General features: G+C 47.9%; 15 protein-coding genes. 7 read left to right on the top strand and 8 right to left on the bottom strand.

Going from position 1 to position 18852, the window contains the following annotated elements; all coding sequences use genetic code 11:
* Nucleotides 1-50: 50 nt before the first annotated feature.
* The 3 genes from GK108_RS23845 to GK108_RS23835 all read right to left on the bottom strand — a co-directional run bounded on the left by GK108_RS23845 (nt 51) and on the right by GK108_RS23835 (nt 2564).
* Nucleotides 51-638, bottom strand: coding sequence for a nucleotidyltransferase (locus GK108_RS23845; RefSeq protein ID WP_246225131.1), 588 nt, complete (start codon nt 636-638; stop codon nt 51-53).
* Between the two features lie 13 nt (nt 639-651).
* Nucleotides 652-1122: a MarR family winged helix-turn-helix transcriptional regulator gene (locus tag GK108_RS23840; RefSeq protein ID WP_163953915.1), complete on the bottom strand. Its 471-nt coding sequence runs from the start codon at nt 1120-1122 to the stop codon at nt 652-654.
* 188 nt (nt 1123-1310) lie between these two features.
* Nucleotides 1311-2564, bottom strand: coding sequence for a peroxiredoxin family protein (locus GK108_RS23835; RefSeq protein WP_163953913.1), 1254 nt, complete (start codon nt 2562-2564; stop codon nt 1311-1313).
* A 129-nt stretch (nt 2565-2693) separates the two neighbouring features.
* Between GK108_RS23835 and rsmH the strand changes: the two genes are divergently transcribed.
* From rsmH to GK108_RS23820, 3 genes are all read left to right on the top strand, one after another.
* Nucleotides 2694-3599, top strand: coding sequence for a 16S rRNA (cytosine(1402)-N(4))-methyltransferase RsmH (rsmH, locus tag GK108_RS23830; RefSeq protein ID WP_163953911.1), 906 nt, complete (start codon nt 2694-2696; stop codon nt 3597-3599).
* Nucleotides 3600-3927: 328 nt separating this feature from the next.
* Nucleotides 3928-5469 carry a YifB family Mg chelatase-like AAA ATPase gene (locus tag GK108_RS23825; protein WP_163953909.1) on the top strand — a complete coding sequence of 514 codons (1542 nt, stop codon included), beginning with the start codon at nt 3928-3930 and terminating at the stop codon, nt 5467-5469.
* A 93-nt stretch (nt 5470-5562) separates the two neighbouring features.
* Nucleotides 5563-6468: a Nif3-like dinuclear metal center hexameric protein gene (locus GK108_RS23820; protein ID WP_163953906.1), complete on the top strand. Its 906-nt coding sequence runs from the start codon at nt 5563-5565 to the stop codon at nt 6466-6468.
* Nucleotides 6469-6539: 71 nt separating this feature from the next.
* On the opposite strand, the gene GK108_RS23815 is transcribed toward GK108_RS23820, so the two are convergent.
* Nucleotides 6540-8186 carry an amidohydrolase family protein gene (locus GK108_RS23815; protein WP_163953904.1) on the bottom strand — a complete coding sequence of 549 codons (1647 nt, stop codon included), beginning with the start codon at nt 8184-8186 and terminating at the stop codon, nt 6540-6542.
* 147 nt (nt 8187-8333) lie between these two features.
* Nucleotides 8334-11888, bottom strand: coding sequence for a ThuA domain-containing protein (locus GK108_RS23810; protein ID WP_212592865.1), 3555 nt, complete (start codon nt 11886-11888; stop codon nt 8334-8336).
* A gap of 302 nt (nt 11889-12190) precedes the next feature.
* Here GK108_RS23810 and GK108_RS23805 point away from each other — a divergent pair, with 302 nt between their 5' ends.
* From GK108_RS23805 to GK108_RS23795, 3 genes are all read left to right on the top strand, one after another.
* On the top strand, nt 12191-13621 hold the full coding sequence (locus tag GK108_RS23805; RefSeq protein ID WP_163953902.1) for a glycoside hydrolase family 125 protein: 1431 nt from the start codon (nt 12191-12193) through the stop codon (nt 13619-13621).
* A 224-nt stretch (nt 13622-13845) separates the two neighbouring features.
* Nucleotides 13846-14121: a hypothetical protein gene (locus GK108_RS23800; protein ID WP_163953900.1), complete on the top strand. Its 276-nt coding sequence runs from the start codon at nt 13846-13848 to the stop codon at nt 14119-14121.
* Nucleotides 14122-14167: 46 nt separating this feature from the next.
* Complete coding sequence (locus GK108_RS23795; protein WP_163953898.1) at nt 14168-14695, top strand: ABC transporter permease; 528 nt, start codon at nt 14168-14170, stop codon at nt 14693-14695.
* Between the two features lie 115 nt (nt 14696-14810).
* Here GK108_RS23795 and GK108_RS23790 read toward each other — a convergent pair whose 3' ends face one another.
* The 3 genes from GK108_RS23790 to GK108_RS23780 form a co-directional block, all read right to left on the bottom strand.
* Nucleotides 14811-16025: a hypothetical protein gene (locus tag GK108_RS23790; RefSeq protein ID WP_163953896.1), complete on the bottom strand. Its 1215-nt coding sequence runs from the start codon at nt 16023-16025 to the stop codon at nt 14811-14813.
* Nucleotides 16026-16271: 246 nt separating this feature from the next.
* Entirely contained in the window at nt 16272-17018 is a 747-nt protein-coding gene (locus GK108_RS23785) for a LytR/AlgR family response regulator transcription factor (RefSeq protein WP_163953894.1), read from the bottom strand.
* Nucleotides 17019-17029: 11 nt separating this feature from the next.
* Complete coding sequence (locus GK108_RS23780; protein WP_163953892.1) at nt 17030-18190, bottom strand: sensor histidine kinase; 1161 nt, start codon at nt 18188-18190, stop codon at nt 17030-17032.
* A 267-nt stretch (nt 18191-18457) separates the two neighbouring features.
* On the opposite strand from GK108_RS23780, the gene GK108_RS23775 reads away from it, so the two are divergent.
* Nucleotides 18458-18796 carry a hypothetical protein gene (locus tag GK108_RS23775; protein ID WP_163953889.1) on the top strand — a complete coding sequence of 113 codons (339 nt, stop codon included), beginning with the start codon at nt 18458-18460 and terminating at the stop codon, nt 18794-18796.
* Nucleotides 18797-18852 lie beyond the last annotated feature (56 nt).

Below are 18852 nucleotides of genomic sequence, written 5' to 3'. Positions count from 1 at the left end.
ATATGTATTTGACAGATTTACTACGTTCCGGGTAATCGGTTACTCACACCCTACTCCGGATTCCTGCCTTTTATTTTAATTAACTCCTCTGCGTCACCAATGTCTTTCGCTCGTCCAGTTGCCAGTTTCTCCGTAATTAAATCATTCAACTGAATCACCCTGAAGGATATGCCATCGAACGTAACGTCGATAGCACGTTGGTAACAGGTATCAAAATCGACATCCCGAAACGCTTTCAGACTATAGCCCATATCCAGCGTGAAGCCGTACTTTCCCACTGAGACAGAGGTCAAGCCAAAAATTAACGGAACATCTTTCAAGTAAGCCGCTCCGACAACATCGTTTTCTTCCAGAGCGCGAATCAGATTTATTTTATTAGGCTCATCCGATTTGATCCATAAATCCATGTCCTGCGTTGTCCGAACATGGCCATGAATAACGCCTGCCATTCCCCCCACCAGCAAAAATTGAACGTTATGCCGACTAAGACTTTCTAACAAGTGTTGTACATCGTCGTCAGCAATATTCATATTCTTAGGAGGATTTTTGGGATTAGCATGGTATAGTACCGACGCCATTCTCATCAGCCGCGTAAACGCCTTTAGTCGATCTTCTGCGGAATTGATAGTTAAGGCCATAGTAATTCAGCGATTACTCCAACGGCAATTCTTCAATTTCCGAGGCTTTAATCTTCGCGTTTTCATCCTCTACCATGCGGTTGATTTCTTTAATTACGTCGAAGAAAACAACCAGTTTCTCGAGCGGAATCTTCTCGCGAATCATATTATTAAACAAAATCACGCCATCGCGGGCCATTTCGCGTTTAACCTTACCTTCCTCGGTTAAATAGATTCGAACAAAACGCTTGTCGTTCCCATCGATTTCACGCCGAATCAGCCCGCGCTCTTCCAGATTTTTTAGCATCCGGACCAATGAACGTGGCTCCATCCCCAGCAAAGGCCCAATTTTCGTAGCGGGCGTACCTTCATCGAGATCAATATTGAGCAACACGTAGCCGATTGCCATCGTGATGTCGAAACGGCCCGCGTAGGCATTGTACATACGTGAAATAGCATGCCAGGCCCATTTTATATGAAAGTCTACAGTCTTCTCTTTCTTCATAGCTGGTGTCACACTGTCCAATTTCAAAACGTAAATCTACTATTTTTTTTGAAATAGTATGCATGCATACCATCAGGACTAAAATTTAGCTGACTTTGGGAATAAACAGCTTTTGGTTCGCTTCAAAGAAGCGCTTAGGTTCCTATAAAATCCGTTTAATCCCAAAATCAGCTAAATCCCGGTTCTGATTACTCTGATACCAGCTTATCAATCAACCGATTAAATTCTTCTACGTATTGATCGTAGTATTTGCCCGTGCCGGGGCCTGAAAACCCGGTATGGATATGGCGAACCTGTCCTTTCTTATCAATGATGATGGTTGTAGGAAAAGCCACCACGGCGTTCAGATCTGGTAACGCTTTAGATGCCTGTGCTTTGTCGTTTGTACCAGCCAATACGATGGGATAATCAATTTTGAAGCGCTGCTTCATGCGCTCAATTCGTGGGCCCGATTCGGCTATTTCCGCTGAGCGCTCAAACGCTAGCCCCAGTATTTCAACGCCACGTTGTTTGTTCCGTTTGTACCAGGGGCTCAGGAAATTGGTTTCGTCCATACAGTTTGGGCACCATGAGCCCAGAATCTGAACGATCGTTACCTTATTCTTAAACCGAGGGTCGTTAAGTGAAACAACCTTACCGTTAGGCTCAGGAAACGATACGTTCAGTGTTTTTGAACCGGGTTTCAAATAGGTCAACGTAGCTGCATCGGGCAAGTCGGCTTTAGGGTCGAAGCGAGCTACCCACGATTCGTAGCCCGAAATACCAGCCCACAAGCCACCCGTTAGTGTTTTCGTAGCCGGATCATGTTTGGCTTTGAACAAATACACATGAGAACCGTCGAAACAAGATAGAAACAGGCTATCGCCTACTACGTTACCATCCAGGTAGCGATAATCGCCGGTTGGTGTCAAGAAGGTTCCGCTTAGCTTGCTACCCTTCTGATCGAATACGCCAACGGCATTAACCGTATCGACTTTACCGGTTTTACTGCCAAAATTAGTGGCCCATTTACCCGTCAGGTTTACGGATGTTGGCTTTTCCTCTTTTATAAAGCGATACGTTTCTCCGAATTTCGCTTCAAAGGGCAATGATTGGAACTGTTGTTGCGCTCGACGTCGACGCCAGACGCCACGGAGCGTATTATCCTCTATCTTTGCAATTAATTCCGAATCAAACAGTGCCATCGGGATTCGGATCGAATCGCCCTGAACAGTTGCCTGGTCCATTGGCAACCGTTCGCTACCATTTAAGGCGAAAACAGCGTATGTCTTGGTATCGCCTGCGGTTGGCTGGATATCCAGGCCAAAGGGCAAGTCGCCACCACGCGTTTTCAGAACGGCCCGATACGTACCGGGTTTAACAGTGGCCGGAGCGGATTGACCTGAACAGGCCGATGGCAGGGATAACAGCGCAAGCGCTGCTAAAGGAAGGAGTTTTTTCATGTTTTGCTATAATTCAGGATGCCAGTTGTAGTCATTGGCCCAGAACACCTTGTTGAAGGCTAGTTCTGCCGTCTAGTGACTGAGCGTCAACGTCCAACATAACGACCTCTTATAAAGGTTAGTTTCTGAATGACAAATTACCACGAACCGGTTTTATTACAAGCCTGCATTGACGGTTTACAGCTACAAACCGGCGGAACTTACGTCGACATTACGTTCGGCGGAGGGGGGCACAGTCGGGAAATCCTAAACCAACTCGAAGGCGGCAGGCTCTTTGGTTTCGATCAGGATGCCGACGCACGCGCCAATGCCCAGGCTATCGACGATTCTCGTCTGACCTTTGTTGCCTCAAATTTCCGCAATATCAAGCGGTATCTGCGGCTGTACAAAGTGGAGCAGGTCGATGGCATTTTAGCGGACTTAGGCATATCGTCACACCAGATCGACACGCCGGAACGCGGCTTCTCGACACGCTTCGATGCCGAACTCGACATGCGGATGAATCAGCATGCCGAACGTAGCGCCAGAGAAGTGGTGAATGAATATTCCGAGGCTAATTTGCACCGTATTCTGGGCATGTATGGTGAGATAACGAACGCCCGAACGGCAGCCAGCGCTATCGTTTCTGCTCGCTCGAACCGCCCGATCAAAACGATAAACGATTTAAAAGCGGCTCTACAACGCTATGCGCCCCGGGGCAAGGAAAACAAATATTTCGCGCAGGTTTTCCAGGCACTACGTATCGAAGTCAACGAAGAGCTACAGGTACTGGAAGAGTTTCTGGAGCAGGTTCCTGATCTACTAAAGCCAGGAGGTCGATTAGTAGTGATGTCTTACCATTCGCTTGAAGATCGGCTCGTGAAGAATTTCATCAATAAAGGCAAGTTTCAGGGCGAAGTGGAAAAGGATTTATTTGGTAATGAACTAAAGCCGCTACGTTCCATTACGCGCAAACCCATTGAAGCAACGCCTGATGAAGTGGCCCGTAACCCACGTGCGCGGAGTGCCAAATTACGTATTGCTGAGAAACTATAAATACCGTTACGTTTCAGAAATTGGCCCAGGTTGCAGTACGGCTTCCTGCGCTTTCTTTATTTGTTTCAAACCGCTCTGAACTACGACCGGATTGTCGCTAGTCTCGGTAGCCAGATCGGATCACATATGTATGCGTTCTGACAAGAGTGGTTAACTCATATCAGCCAGCCGAAATAGTAACAAAACAAATACTATCAGTTACAAAACTAACTTTGAGTTGTATATTTGGCTAACCAACGTCCATACAGGCCACCTCCAATTACAACCAATTACTATGTTTCGTTTGTAGCTTTGATCGTAAGTTTTTATCCAATTTCTGTTACGTCTTATGTTATCTAAAACCTTTGGTGCGGCTGTTTACGGCGTCAATGCCAGTCTGATTACCATTGAAGTAGTTGTCGCCCAAGGTTTACATTTCCACCTGGTTGGCTTACCCGACAGCGCAGTTAAAGAAAGTGAACAGCGCGTGGAAGCGTCGCTGAAGTTTTTTGGTTATCGGATGCCCCGCCAGAAAGTAGTTGTGAACTTGGCTCCCGCTGATATTCGCAAAGAGGGTTCCGCTTACGATTTGCCAATTGCGCTATGTGTGTTGCAGGCATCAGAACAGATCACAACGCAACGCAATCTGGACGATTACGTCATCATGGGTGAGCTGGCTCTTGACGGTACGTTACGTCCTATCAAAGGCGTACTCCCCATCGCTATCGAAGCCCGAAAGAAAGGCTACAAAGGGTTTGTTCTTCCCATAGAAAACGCACAGGAGGCCGCCATCGTCAATAATCTGGACGTGATTGGTGTGACGAACATGCAGGAAGCGGTTGAGTTTTTCGATGGTAAAAAGAACATTGACCCCACGATTAGTGATACGCGCGATCTGTTCATGAGCCAGCTTAACAACTACGAGGTCGACTTTTCGCACGTACAGGGGCAGGAAAATATTAAACGAGCTATGGAGATTGCGGCTGCCGGTGGCCATAACGTGATTATGATTGGCCCTCCCGGCGCGGGAAAAACCATGCTGGCGAAGCGTTTACCCAGTATTTTACCACCGTTGACATTGCAGGAAGCACTGGAGACAACTAAAATCCATTCGGTTGCCGGAAAGCTCGGCAGCCGCGCCAACCTGATTGCCAATCGTCCCTATCGAGCGCCCCATCATACAATCTCCGATGCAGCCTTAGTAGGTGGTGGTAGTTTTCCGCAACCCGGCGAAATATCCCTGGCCCACAATGGCGTATTGTTTCTGGACGAATTGCCCGAATTTAAACGGTCGGCACTTGAGGTGATGCGTCAGCCACTCGAAGAACGAAAAGTCAGTATTTCCAGAGCCAAATGGGCTGTCGAATTTCCAGCTAGTTTTATGCTCATAGCCAGCATGAATCCCTGCCCCTGCGGTTATTATAACCATCCCGAAAAAGAGTGTGTGTGCGGGCCCGGCGTTGTGCAGAAATATCTGGCAAAAGTGAGTGGCCCCTTGCTCGATCGTATCGACTTACATGTAGAAGTAACGCCGGTATCGTTTGATCAGATGACAGCCAATCGCCCGGCCGAATCAAGTGAAGTAATTCGGGAGCGGGTGATTCGGGCCCGGGATATGCAGACAACCCGTTTTGCCGATAACTCGGGCATTTACTCGAATGCGATGATGCCCTCGCAGATGGTGAAAGAAGTTTGTCAGATCAATGATGCCGGAAAAGCACTATTACGTACGGCCATGAATCGGCTGGGACTGTCGGCCCGCGCTTACGACCGTATTTTGAAGGTATCAAGAACCATTGCCGATCTGGCTGGGAGCGACGAAATCCGTATCGAGCACCTTGCCGAAGCCATTCAATACCGTAGTCTGGACCGCGAGAGCTGGGCGGGTTAGGTAGTTCTTTGTTGGTTTTTTGTTTATAGTTTTCAGTTGTAATTACGTAGTGCTTACATCCGGCTTAGCCCGATCAAAACGATAAACAAAACCATGAAATTTTCAGGAAGACGCGAGTTCTTGGCCACAGTCACCAAAGTGATAGGAACGTCTATGGTATTGACATCGCCAACTTTTAGTCTGTCTTTACCAACCAACTCGTTAAACGCGCCAGTTACGGTTGGCCAGGTGATGGACATGATCCTTAAAACAATACCTAATGCCCCCTTTCCAAAAACAGTCGATACGTTGAAGTCTGGGAAGGCCTCTCAACAGGTAACGGGCATTGTATCAACCATGTTTGCGACTACTGAGGTCATTGAGAAAGCCATCGCTGCCGGTGCCAACTTTATTATTGTTCACGAGCCTACTTTCTACAATCATCTTGACGAAACCGAGTGGCTCGCCAACGATCCAGTCTTTCAAAAAAAGTATGAGTTATTAGAGAAAAATAACATCGCTCTCTGGCGTTTCCACGACTACTGGCATTCGCACCGCCCCGACGGTATTCAGAAAGGAATGCTATCGGCCCTGGGCTGGGAAAAATACGCTGACGCCAACGACCAGCATATGTTAACCTTACCGTCTACTACGTTAGCTCAACTCGTTTCACACGCTAAAGCCAGGCTGGACATCAAGCAGGTACGTATTGTTGGCGATATGAAACAGTCCTGCCAGCGGGTCCTGCTGCTTCCGGGAGCACCGGGTGGCCGCAACCAGATCATGGCTATCCAGAAAGCCAGGCCCGATGTTGTCTTTTGTGGCGAAATCAGTGAGTGGGAAACGCCAGAATACGTTCGGGATGCCCGTCAGCAAGGCCAGAAAATATCGCTGGTGGTTCTAGGGCACATTGCCAGTGAAGCAGGCGGCATGGAATGGCTGGTTTCCTGGCTAAAACCTCAGCTTCCCGGAATCAAGATTTCGTATATCCCCTCAGGAAATCCCTTTATATACGAATAAACGTTGCTTGTTTGTTCGCGATGTAATCACGGACAAACAAGCACTAACAAGCCTGCTGGGACGTAGCAAAACTATCCTTTGATTAAGTCAGCCAGAATTGATTTCAACTGCGTAATCTGACGCTGGTAAACGAAGTCATCAGAGGAAAGCATCTTCGTTCGCTGAAGCCAGGGTTGTCGAATAATATCATTCGTATAGCGATACATCAATATATCGACCTGCGACAAGGCTTTGATCAAATTGAAATTGAGCGTCGAATTAATACTAACAGCTTTCTGCGTAGCAATCTGCCCTTCGCTGGCCGGGATCGACTCATAATCGACAGGCAACGTAGTATCGAACAGGTTTCTGTCGCCATATACGATTCGGCCATTCACAATCGTACAACGTACTGCCCGATCATCCTGCGTATGCAAAGCGGCCAGTGCAGGTTGTTGGGCCGTCTGCTTACGTAACACAAAGAAGTCTGCGTTGTAGCCCGTTTTGATGGAACCTACCCGCAAGCTCCCTAACGCCGTGGCCGGGTTTTGGGTCATCATGGCCAGCAACTGGGCATCGCTTACCGCTATATTCAGGGCATCGCAGAAATGCCGGGCAAACTTGAACTCGTCCCAAACGTGTTTGCTGCCACTAGGCGCCCAGTCAGAACCCAGACAAACATTAATTCCGTGGTCCAGCAGTTGCTTAACCGGAATAGTGTCCCGATACAGAAGCAGGTTCGACACTGGCGACCATACTACGCTGATACGATTATTGAGCAGAAAATCGAGCGTGCTTTTGTCTGAATAGTCCAGCCCGCACGCATGCGTTAAGGTCAAATTGGCATTTTTCAGTAGGCCAGCCTCTGCCAGTGGTGTAAGTACCCGCTGAAACTCCCGGAACTCCCGGCGACTGAATCCGTCGGGTTTGCCTTTCTGCAAATAACCCGCCCGTCCTTCTGCCAAGTGGGCGATACAGGCGTAGTAACGGCTATTCCCCTCCCGAACCGACGTAACGAAGTCATCAAAGCTGGGTAATTGCATCATTGGCCAGCCACTCGTATCGTCATTTGCCCGTTCGGGAGCACCGGGGGCGTCAAAATCAGGCCCCGGCTTCACGAAGTCGACAACCGAAAACACTTTCTTGAGATCAGGAATACCGAGTTCAGTCGGGTCGGTCGTATCGCGAATGATAAAATTCGGCACCTTGCCATTGGACTCCAGCCTGATCGTCTGCTGCACCAACGTAGTGCCACCAGCCACAGCCTGCAATTCCGTAACAATACCGTGGAGTTTTAAAACCTCCCTCATCGCGTCGGCCAGTGCGGCTGACGATAAAGGAGGGCGATTCACGGAATCGGGCGCATAAAGCACAGACTGAATAAAGTCATACGATTCATGTTTCCAGTTGGTATCGATGTATTCTTTGAAGCGCTTTATATCATCGAAGTATTGCTCGTTGTTGCGCCATTGAAACCGGCTGCTCCAGACGGCAGGACTCTTCCAGAGCGGAAAAATATTGTATTCCGAATGAACATGGAGGTTAATCAGTCCCGGAAAAACGACTTCGTCGTCAGCCAGTTTCAGCAAAATCAGGTTTGGCAAATCGAAGGGCACTTTGCCCGGCTGTATGGCAACAATCCGACCATGCTGAACAAGAATGCTTTTCATCGATTCACGTCCCTGGTCATCAACAACATTGCCTATGATACATAAGGGACGACCAGAAGAAGTGTACATGGTTCTAGCGGACGATGGAGCGTTGTAGAGAGGAATTTACCTCGCTCTGATGAGCGAATTCCCTAAAGATAAAAAAACGACCTATCCGCTAGTATAACAATGGGGCCATTTTATCAAGAAATGGCCCCATTGCATCATTCAGTACGCTCACTCATTAAACTGAATACTATCCAGCTGAATGAGATTATCGTTGGGTTTATCGCGCTTGACAACGACAATATACACATCGTGTTTTCCGGAAATAGGCTTATCGAAAGTCCCCGTTACGGTGTTCATCTTCTTCCAGTCGCCGGTTGTTTTGAAAGGCGTTCGGCTCACTACCGGGGCCGCATACGAATCAAGCCGGATTTCAATTTCGCCGTCTTTGTTTAAAGCCGAGTATTCGTAAGTAAGCGATTTGATATTGGTCAGATCAATATCTTTCAGCAATACATACGCTTTATGCCCACCCGCACTTAGTCGGCTTCCCCATCTCGGGAAACCGACATACGAATCGGCATTGATCGTTTTCACTTTTGCGCTACGTAACGTAACAACATCCGTACTGGTTAGTGGGCCAACTACCTTCTTGCCCGGCGTCGACTCGCCGTTGTCGGTATAGGAGGCAACCAGCATGTATTGCCCACGGGCATCGGTTGGCTTATGCTCGTTGAGTGCCAATGTTCCCTGCACAGGAACCGATTTTTGCTGACGAGCATCGGTCAGCGAGAAAATATATTTTACCATTTCCTGCGCATCCTGTAGCGGAATTTGTGGGTGAGCGCTCATCAGATGGTCTTTACTCCAGCTACCTCCGCCCCCTTCAATAATTTTGCGGGCGAGTTTCTCCACGGTTCCGGGCTGGCCTTTATATCGATTGGCAACCGCCAGAAATGTTGGCCCAACCGACGGCTTATCGATGGTATGACACGCTTTACAATCGCTGTTAGCGATCAGCGTTTTCCCTAACGAACCGTTGCCTATGGCGTCCAGATTCTGATGGCCTTGCTGCGCAATAACGGGCGTGTTTCCGGCCTGGGCATTGTATTCGTACAACACTTTTATCCGTTTGGGATCGATCTTCTTGTCTTCCTTGTCCGTAACCTTCACGGCATACGTAAAGGGCTTATCAGGCCAGTAGAACGACTTGTTACCCGTGCTAGTGATGGCTACTTCCGGTTTGGCATTACCTACTTTAACCAGAATCGTGTCCATACCAACCAGCCCGGTTTGGTCGGTTACTTTAAAAATAGCGTTATAGACACCAGGTTTTGTGTAGGTATACGTAGCGTTTGGCTGGGTAGCGCCAACGGTCTTTCCATCGAACAACCATTGATACGTCACTACGTCATCGTCGTCCAGATCGGTACCGCGTCCGCTGAATTTTACTCGTAACGGAGCCTGTCCGACTGCTTCGCGGAGTACAGGCGCGTTACGTCCGTCGGAGGTCAGATACGATCGGGCATTACGTTGAGCCGCTGCCACCGAATCGACGACACTGGCTCGGGCAATGGGAGCCCGGTTGCCGGTATTATATTCGATTTTTACCAGACGAGCATCATCGTTGTCGGCTCCGTATACTGACCCGTATTCCAGCATATACATCACACCATCTTTTCCGAAAGCGATGTCGATAGGCCGACGGAAATCGCCATTAGCCGCCATGAATGGCTCATTACGCAGGTAATTTTCATTTTTATCGAAACGAGTCGCTAAGACCCAGTTACGCATCCAGTCGAAAATGAATAGCGCTCCATCGTAATATTCCGGGAATTTGGTTTTCGACGGCGAGTTTTTGTCGTAGGTATAAAATTCGCCCGCCATCGCGCTACGTCCTCCCTGACCCAGTTCCATAAATTCTTTCGAAGCCGCATACGGATACCAGATCATGGCCGGATTGGTTGGCGGCAGATGCTGAAGGCCGGTGTTTTTCGGCGAATCATTCACCGGGTCTTTCGGATCGAAACGTGCCCCAATAACCTGGGTAGCGAAGTCGTTAGCGGCATACGGCTGGCTGTTACCGACGAACAAAGGCCAGCCAAAATTCCCGGCTTTCTTGGCCTGATTAAACTCATCGTACCCGCGTGGTCCCAACGTACTGTCTTTTCCCGCATCGGGGCCTATTTCCCCCCAATACAAAACCGACGATTTTGGGTTAAGAGCGATACGATACGGATTCCGCAAGCCCATCGTATAAATTTCGGGCCGCGTTTGTGCCATGCCTTTTGGGAAAAGATTGCCATCGGGAATGGTATAGGTTCCGTCGGTCTGCGGACGGATGCGTAGTATTTTCCCCCGTAAATCGTTCGTGTTGGCGGCTGTAGCGCGGGCATCGGCAGCAAGTTGATCGGGTCGGGCATCGATTGGCGCGTAACCGTTCGACGGAAAAGGATTCGTATGATCGCCAGTCGAAAGATACAAATTCCCTTCTTTATCGAACGCCAGCGAGCCGCCGTGGTGCGAACCGGGCGCGTCGATACTGGGCACTTTCAGCAATATTTTTTCAGACGCGACATCGAGCGTGTTATCGTCGTTGATAACGAAACGCGACAGGTTATAGACTGGGTCTTTTTCGAACTGGGGCGAGTAATAAATGTAGAGCCAATGGTTGGCCGTAAAGTTTGGATCGAGCGTAATCCCCTGAACGCCATGCCCAACTTTGGTCGGTACGTCAAATCGATGCACGAGGCTCCCTTTGTTGCTACGTATGTCATAGACCGACAGGTTACCGCTACGTTCGGTAAAAAAAACGCGACCGTCGGCCGCTACGGCCAACTCCATCGGTTCGTTCAGATCATTGACGAGTATGGTTTTCACAAAGCGGTTTTCTTCGGGCATCACAACGGCATATGATTTGGTATAATCCAGTGCTTTTCTGTCGCCCATCGCCCATTTGAGTCCACCCAGAACATGCTTTACAAACAAAGGTTCGCTGAAGCTGGCATCTTCGTGGCCCCCACCCGTATAAAACGCGCGCCCTCCATCAAACTCATGATACCAGGCAATGGGGTGATTGCTGCCATTGGTACCCCCGTCGTAGGTATTCTCGTCCAGGTTAGCCAGTACGTTGATGCCCGAGTAAAACGATCGGTAGTTATACCACTCGTCGGTACGTTCCCAACGATCGGGCAGATGTTCGGTAGAGATATGTTTCTTGTCCGTTACATCAACCGTAGCCTTGCGCACATTTGAATTGCTCGGATGGCTCGCGAAATAGCCACCTACCAGCTTGTTGTACCAGGGCCAGTCATACTCTGTATCGGCCGCAGCATGAATGCCCATATAGCCGCCACCAGCCTGAATATAGCGCTCAAAAGCAGCCTGTTGTTTCTGATTCAATACGTTCCCGGTAGTGCTCAGAAACACAACGGCCTGATACTGTTTCAGGCTATCATCATTGAAATAGTCGGCATTTTTGGTGGTATCGACCCGAAAATTATTCTCCCGGCCCAGTTTCTGAATGGCCGCAATGCCGAACGGAATGGAAGTATGTTTCCAGCCTTTCGTTTTAGAGAATACCAGTACACGAGAAGCAGTTGCCCGGACAGGCATTACGGCGTTTGCGGGTTCAGCAGTGGCCGGAACAGTGGTGGTCATGGTGGTTGCTGAGCCAGATTGATTCGTCACTTTTTGCGAACCCAGACAAGCCAGTAAACTCACAGAAGCACCAACGCTGCCGAGCAAAAGAAACCAACGTTTAGTCGATGGAACAGACCAAATCATACAATATGAAGATTGAGTAGGGCTTAGAAATAGAACGGATTAATGATTTACCAGAATGTTAGCCTCATTACGTGTAGATGTCTACTCAATAAGGTCAATTCAGGCATAAACTACCCGCTTTCTTTCAGAGGGCATTCTGGGCTGTGAAAACATCGCTTTTTTTACGTATTTCCAGATCTTCTTAACCAGTATTAGCTTTACGCCTTTACTACGTATCGCTACCATACTTATCCCGTCGCCTACGTATCATCATTCATTAAGAAGTGGTAAATATAGCCGCATGATGTACTACTAAGACCTCTATGAACCGTCGTCGTTTTATCCAACAATCCACTTTGGCCAGCGCTGGTCTGCTCCTATCCAACCCACCTTCGTGGGCTATTCCATCTGCAGATTTTCCCGCGGTTCGCACGCCAGTTGCTCAGCGAAACTTTGTTAGTTCAGCCGTTGATCAAACCATTGCGCGAATGCACAAAACCATTCGTGACCCAGAATTAGCCTGGATTTTCGAAAACTGTTTCCCCAATACACTTGACACCACCGTACAGTTTACCGACAAGGAGAAGCCTGATACGTTCGTCATCACGGGCGATATTGACGCTATGTGGCTGCGCGACAGCACGGCTCAGGTATGGCCGTATTTACCGCTTATCAAGCAAGACCCGAAGCTTCGCCAGTTAATCGAGGGCGTTATTCATCGGCAGGCACTTTGTATTCGCCTGGACCCGTACGCCAACGCATTCTACGCTGATGCTGCGAAAGAGGGCGAATGGAAAAAGGACGTAACAACGATGAAACCTGGCCTTCATGAGCGAAAATGGGAACTTGATTCACTTTGTTATCCAATCAGGCTGGCCTATCATTACTGGAAAATAACGGGCGACAAAGCCCCTTTCGATACCGAATGGCTGGAAGCGATGAAACTGGCGCAGAAAACCTGCCGGGAGCAGCAGCGCAAAACCAGCCGGGGACCGTATCGCTTTGGGCGTAGTACGTCGTGGTCGACCGATACTGTACCGGGCGATGGATACGGCAATCCAACCAAACCGATTGGTCTGATCAACAGCATTTTCCGCCCCTCCGACGATGCTACGGTATTTCCATTCTACGTACCATCAAACTGGTTTGCGGTTGTATCGTTCCGGCAACTCGCTACGATGGTTGACCAATTTTTTGCAGGTGAAGCTGCTTTTGCGAAAGATTGTCGAGCCCTGGCCAGCGAAGTCGAAAACGCACTTAAACAGTATGCTATATACAATCACCCCAAGTATGGCAAACTATATGCCATGGAAGTAGATGGCTACGGCAATCATTTGCTGCAGGACGATGCTAACGTACCAAATCTACTGGCCCTGCCTTATTTGGGGGCTTGTTCTCTGACCGACCCGATCTACCGAAATACCCGGAAATTTGTCTTGAGTGCCGACAATCCGTATTTCTTTAGCGGCAAAGCTGCCGAAGGAATTGGTAGTCCACACACACTCGTGAACAACATCTGGCCAATGAGTCTGATCATGCGGGCGCTTACCTCTACTGACGATACAGAGATTTTGGCTCAGCTTCGCCAACTCAAAAAAACGCACGCGGGTACGGGCTTCATGCACGAATCGTTCGATAAAGACGATCCGGCTAAATTCACCCGGAAATGGTTTGCCTGGGCTAATACACTGTTTGGAGAACTAGTCCTGAAAGTCGCCAACGAACGGCCTCATTTGCTCAGCAAGACCATCTAGACGTTTTTGTTTCTCTCCTTTTCAAGACAAAGACCGCCGAATAAACACCCGTTTATCGGCGGTCTTTGTGTGTAAATTCTGCGTATTTTTCCGCAAAAGATACTACGCCAAGTTTCTTATTATCAACCTATTCCTCTTTGTTTCACTTCTGCTACATGCAATATCAGAAAATAGCTCTCTCAACTTTGTTCTTTTTGATAGGCTCTTTCGGTCACTGGTACATTATGTACTGGCAATTCAAGGACAGTAAATGGATTAAATCACCAATTCCTTACCTGCTGGCGGTAGCCTGCGCCTGGATATGGATAAAAGCCTCCGAGTATGGGGTTCAGGGCTTTAACGGGTCGATGTGGTCCAATCGGTTCCTTTTTTTTGTGACGGGTGTTATGGCAGGTGCTATTTTGTACCCGATTCACTACGGTCAGCCCTTTACGCTCAAAGTATTTGTGCAATTGCTACTGGCCATATCAATTATCCTGGTATCAATTCTCTGGAAGTGATAAATTTGGGAAACCGTATTTTTGTTCCTTTAACCAAACCATAAAAATGAAGCGTTTTTTTTGTTGCTGTCTGGTTCTGGCGGCAATCCAGTATCCTCTTTTTGCCCAACAATCCTACGATATCGAACCAGGAAAACCTGCTCAGCTCAATGGCATCGATTACGGTTATGAGATCAACAATGAGCGCAAAATCGACATAAGCGGGGAATCGTTTATGCGCTACGAAGTGACGATCTACGTCACGAACAAAAGCAACTGCACGAAAATTTTCTTCCCTAAACCGACCCTGTTCGGGCAGGAAAACCAAAATGAGCTGGCTTCTTTTGATTGTCTGAATGCAAACGGAAAACGGCTGACGGCTAAAGGCGGAAAAGTGGTAGCGCGTCCGTTTACAGTGCCCTATCAGCAGAAGATTAAAAACTCGGAAGGCAAGGAAGTAACCACTACGACTAATATTCAGGCCGGTCACATGCTTCGAAACGGCGAAACGGCCAGTAATACGTTTATCGCCATCGTACCCGACAAGGAGCGCCCCGCCATGAAAGTACGTATCCGGGAAATAGCGGACTTGTAGCTATGAATTACCAGCTAATTGGCTTGCTTTGCGCTTGACTCTTCGAGACGGCAAAGCAAGCCAATTGCTTGATGGCAAGGACATCACTCCGATTAAGCTCCTACAATCCCCTGGCTTATTCTGCGGCTGCCACCACTTTTTCTGGCTTGACTTGTAAGTCCTGGGCAATTTTTTTCGCCACCTGCCGAAACGCCTGGGCATCGGGATGCATGCCATCGTAAGCCGTATTCCAGGTTAGTAATGCTGAGTAATCCAGCAACTTCAGATTAGCTTTTTCGAATAATTCCCGCAACTTGGGGTCTAGTCTATACATCGGAAAGACAACCACGTAAAAGTTATCATTACCAAACTGTTTCTGGTATAACTCCTTCGCCTTACCGACGATATTGACAAATTGCTGGTACTGCTCGATACTATACTTTTTAGGAAAGCTAACTTTAAACAGTTTTGCTACGTTGCTTGTGTGCAGCCAGCGAATCAGCTTGATACGAACGGGATGTTTTTGTGCGTACGTGCCCTCTACAACCAGCGTTTTTGGGTTTACGTACGGTAAATAGCCCGCCGACAGGTCGGCCCATTTGGTACTCGGCGTGGTACGAGCCAGATGATCGTCAATGAACGTATACAGTGCAATTCCGTCTTTTTCGGCGATCTGCCTACGAATGTTAACACGTTGCAAAATAGCCAGCATTTGCGAGGGCGAATGTCCGGATACGCCATAATTATAAGGTCGATAACCGGTCTGTTCCCCGAAATAGTAAGGTAACGTATTGGTATCCGCTACCGATTCTCCATAGGTAAAGGAGCATCCCATAAACAGGGCATATTTACCCGTAGCGTTCTTAGGATTGAACGGCGTAAGGCGACGCGATAAGCTATCGACATGATACGTTACGTCTGCCTTCTTTCCTCCTTTTAGTGCGTATTCAATTGTGTATTCCCCCGGTGCGGGGCGGCTCATTCCTAACTGATCGTAGTGGATCAGCGTGTATTTTTTAGCGTTACGTTGCGTCGCGTCGCTTTTGTTGGCAACTGTTTCTACTAAATCAGGCCCTGGGCCATCTTTAATACGGATCACAAGAGCGCATAGCCCTTCCAGCACTAACCACGTAAAGGCAAAACTTAGGATCGACAGAACAGTTCCTTTAGCCCAGGCTTTGCCATACACCAGTGCGTAACTGATAACGCAAAGAGCTATTAACCAACCCAATACAAACGTTATAGATGGAAACTCCTGAATGTCCCATATCATCCGCATGTAGAAGTAAAGAACGATACTTACTACAATCAGAGCGGCTGTACAATACCCAAATTTGATAAACCCATTCATTAACGCTACGTTGAATACAGCTACAAATGATCATTTTTACCAGACAATGCAAGGCAAAGAGCAACAATAGATATATATACTTACCGATTTTCTATACCTAATACCTTTACTTGCTGATCCGATTTGACAATCAATACATAGGAGATTCCCCTTTTAGGTGAATGGTTTGTGGCGGCAAAAAATGTTTTTTCTACTACGTTACCAAGCCTATTAACATAGCCCTTTACGACTCAATCAGGAAGGAAATCAGAACTTCAATACCCGCCCAACCTCTTTGTGAAATAGTCGGCCAATGGGAAGTTCCTGTCCTGCTACGTCCACGAAGCTGGGCGTATAGGCCGCTATTTTGTCAACGGCAACAATAAACGAACGGTGAATACGCAGAAAATGCGTTTCAGGCAGCATTTCCTCCAGGGAGCTGATGCTCTGTTTAACAACTAATGGCCGAGCGTTTTCTGTCACGATCTTGACATAATCTTTCAGGCTTTCTACGTATAGGATGTCTCGGGTAAAGACTTTGACCATTTTCCGATCAACCCGAAAATATAGAAATGAATTGGGCGTCGGCGCTTCGCTCGGCTTGTCGATTTCGGAAGAAGAAATAGATTCTATTTGCGGGCTATTGATTGATGCCGATGAACCATTGTTCATCGCTTTCGATACAGCCCTCAGAAAACGCTCAAATGGAATTGGCTTGAGCAAATAATCGACTACATCGAGCTCATACCCTTCTATGGCGTACTCCGAATAAGCCGTTGTAAAAATCACTTTGGGCGATTGCCGCAAGCTACGGACAAAGTCGGTTCCCAATAGCTTCGGCATCTTTATGTCAAGAAACATCAAATCAACGGGAGTTGACTGTAGTAGGCCAAAAGCCTGAATGGCGTTATGGCACTTCCCAACCACTTCCAACCCGTCGACCATATCGACGTACGACTCAATTATTTCCAGTGCGGGCGGTTCGTCATCAACCAGTAAGCAACGTAACGTCATAAAGATGAAAATTAAGCCACTTCTGCCAATACCTGATCTGACCAGACGGTAGTAGCCGGAGCGGTTAGCAACTCTACGCTGAGCATGACCATAAACGTTTCTTCACCTGCTACAATACGCAAATCATGCTTATTGGGATACAACAGTTGTAATCGTTTTTGCACATTCTGCAGGCCAATGCCGCCCGTATAGGTTTCCTCATGCGGCATGGTTTCACGACTATTAATTACTTTAAACTTAAGAGTAGTGCCCTGAACAGATAACTCAACATGCATCCAGGCCTGTTCCAGTTGTTCGCTCGTACCATGTTTGAACGCGTTTTCAAGAAATGGAATGAGTAGCAACGGCGCAATTAGTTTATGTTCATGATCGCCAGAAATACTAACCGACATATCGAGCCGGTCGCCATAACGGAGTTGCTCCAGAGCAATGTAGTTCCGCAGAAAATCCAGCTCTTTCTTCAGTGAAACGGCTGGCACATTGCATTCATAAAGCATATAGCGCAGCAAATCAGATAGCTTCAGTACAACCGCCGATGCATGATCTGACTTGTTCAGGGTAAGTGAATACAGATTGTTGAGCGTATTAAACAAAAAATGCGGATGCACCTGCGATTTTAGTAGCTCCAATTCAGCCTGTAGCTTTTCGCGATCGATCTGCTGATAAGCCTGCTGTTTCAGATACCAAACCTTGATGAGCTTGATAGCCACCGCAAAGCCGCCAATAGTAATAGCCCCCCGCAAACCAGCCATCATTGCAAAGAAGAATGTGTTGCCCGATGTTCGCAAACCCAGATAGGTCCGAACCGGGTCGACCAGATACGTAGTCAGCATCGCCGAAACAAACGAAGTTGCTGCGATCAATGCCACAGTCCCGAACAAAACCCAGACGTAATGACCTTTAAACAGAAATCGGGGCAATACCCAGTATATGAGCCCGTACGTCAAAAACATATGGGCCGGCATAAACAGCAGCGAATCTATCCCGGATAACCCTACCCCCTTGGCCAGTGCCATTGGCCAGCTATGCCCCTGTCTTATAAGGTAGCTAACCGGCAAAAAGCCATACGTAAAAGCAAAAAATAAGCACCATACCAGCCAGAATAAACCATGCCTCAACAGCCGTTGGCGAGGCTCGTCGGAGAAGACAAATTCTTTGGTCAAAAGTTGCATACGTCAGCCGATTACATCACCGAAATTAGACAAACAGATCGAGTTCACCTACTAGCAGTCCAAATTGTCGACAGACAGCGCCAATCCATCGCCGAACGACACCAAACCCTGGCAGAATACACTGATAGACAAAAGGTTGGTGTATGTACCAAAACCACTGCTACCGGGCGAAAATCCCGGCAACGGGATAATTCAGTTTCTACTTTTGATTCAGTTATCAATGAATCACACTATGTTATTACCAACCAAAAACACAACGATACGACAATGAACACGATCACACCCCTCCGCACAGCTATTGTGGCCATTTTATGTTTAACTGCTTCGTTATCGGCACAGGCTCAGACCAGCACCAACTCACTGGCTCCCCGCGAAGGTTTTTGGGTTGTAGAATCGCAGCCTAAAAGCCGGAACTGCCTGGTTCGTTTTTATACGAACGATCAGAAGTTGATCTATGAGGAAACCGTACACTGCAAACTGAACGTAGCGCGTACGCACACGAAACGTCAGTTGAACGTAGCGCTCGAACGTGCCATGTTTGTCTGGAACGCTACACATCAGGTACCAACCGATCGACAGTGGGTGGCCGTGCAGTTCGAGAAATAGCTTCTTGTTCATCAAGCTATTCTGTAGAAAATGGCTTAGGTCAACTATGGCCTTTT

Origin of the sequence: Spirosoma terrae (genome assembly GCF_010435915.1) — a bacterium.
GTDB classification, from domain to species: Bacteria; Bacteroidota; Bacteroidia; order Cytophagales; family Spirosomataceae; genus Spirosoma; species Spirosoma terrae.
Note: the sequence above shows the minus strand (reverse complement) of the source record. Positions and strands in the feature narration are given on the sequence as shown.

What these genes read in the sequence shown, in the direction of transcription:
- GK108_RS23845 (WP_246225131.1), bottom strand. Translation starts at nt 638, where the DNA reads ATGGCCTTAACTATCAATTCCGCAGAAGATCGACTAAAGGCGTTTACG.
- GK108_RS23840 (WP_163953915.1), bottom strand. Translation starts at nt 1,122, where the DNA reads ATGAAGAAAGAGAAGACTGTAGACTTTCATATAAAATGGGCCTGGCAT.
- GK108_RS23835 (WP_163953913.1), bottom strand. Translation starts at nt 2,564, where the DNA reads ATGAAAAAACTCCTTCCTTTAGCAGCGCTTGCGCTGTTATCCCTGCCA.
- rsmH (WP_163953911.1), top strand. Translation starts at nt 2,694, where the DNA reads ATGACAAATTACCACGAACCGGTTTTATTACAAGCCTGCATTGACGGT.
- GK108_RS23825 (WP_163953909.1), top strand. Translation starts at nt 3,928, where the DNA reads ATGTTATCTAAAACCTTTGGTGCGGCTGTTTACGGCGTCAATGCCAGT.
- GK108_RS23820 (WP_163953906.1), top strand. Translation starts at nt 5,563, where the DNA reads ATGAAATTTTCAGGAAGACGCGAGTTCTTGGCCACAGTCACCAAAGTG.
- GK108_RS23815 (WP_163953904.1), bottom strand. Translation starts at nt 8,186, where the DNA reads ATGTACACTTCTTCTGGTCGTCCCTTATGTATCATAGGCAATGTTGTT.
- GK108_RS23810 (WP_212592865.1), bottom strand. Translation starts at nt 11,888, where the DNA reads ATGATTTGGTCTGTTCCATCGACTAAACGTTGGTTTCTTTTGCTCGGC.
- GK108_RS23805 (WP_163953902.1), top strand. Translation starts at nt 12,191, where the DNA reads ATGAACCGTCGTCGTTTTATCCAACAATCCACTTTGGCCAGCGCTGGT.
- GK108_RS23800 (WP_163953900.1), top strand. Translation starts at nt 13,846, where the DNA reads ATGTACTGGCAATTCAAGGACAGTAAATGGATTAAATCACCAATTCCT.
- GK108_RS23795 (WP_163953898.1), top strand. Translation starts at nt 14,168, where the DNA reads ATGAAGCGTTTTTTTTGTTGCTGTCTGGTTCTGGCGGCAATCCAGTAT.
- GK108_RS23790 (WP_163953896.1), bottom strand. Translation starts at nt 16,025, where the DNA reads ATGAATGGGTTTATCAAATTTGGGTATTGTACAGCCGCTCTGATTGTA.
- GK108_RS23785 (WP_163953894.1), bottom strand. Translation starts at nt 17,018, where the DNA reads ATGACGTTACGTTGCTTACTGGTTGATGACGAACCGCCCGCACTGGAA.
- GK108_RS23780 (WP_163953892.1), bottom strand. Translation starts at nt 18,190, where the DNA reads ATGCAACTTTTGACCAAAGAATTTGTCTTCTCCGACGAGCCTCGCCAA.
- GK108_RS23775 (WP_163953889.1), top strand. Translation starts at nt 18,458, where the DNA reads ATGAACACGATCACACCCCTCCGCACAGCTATTGTGGCCATTTTATGT.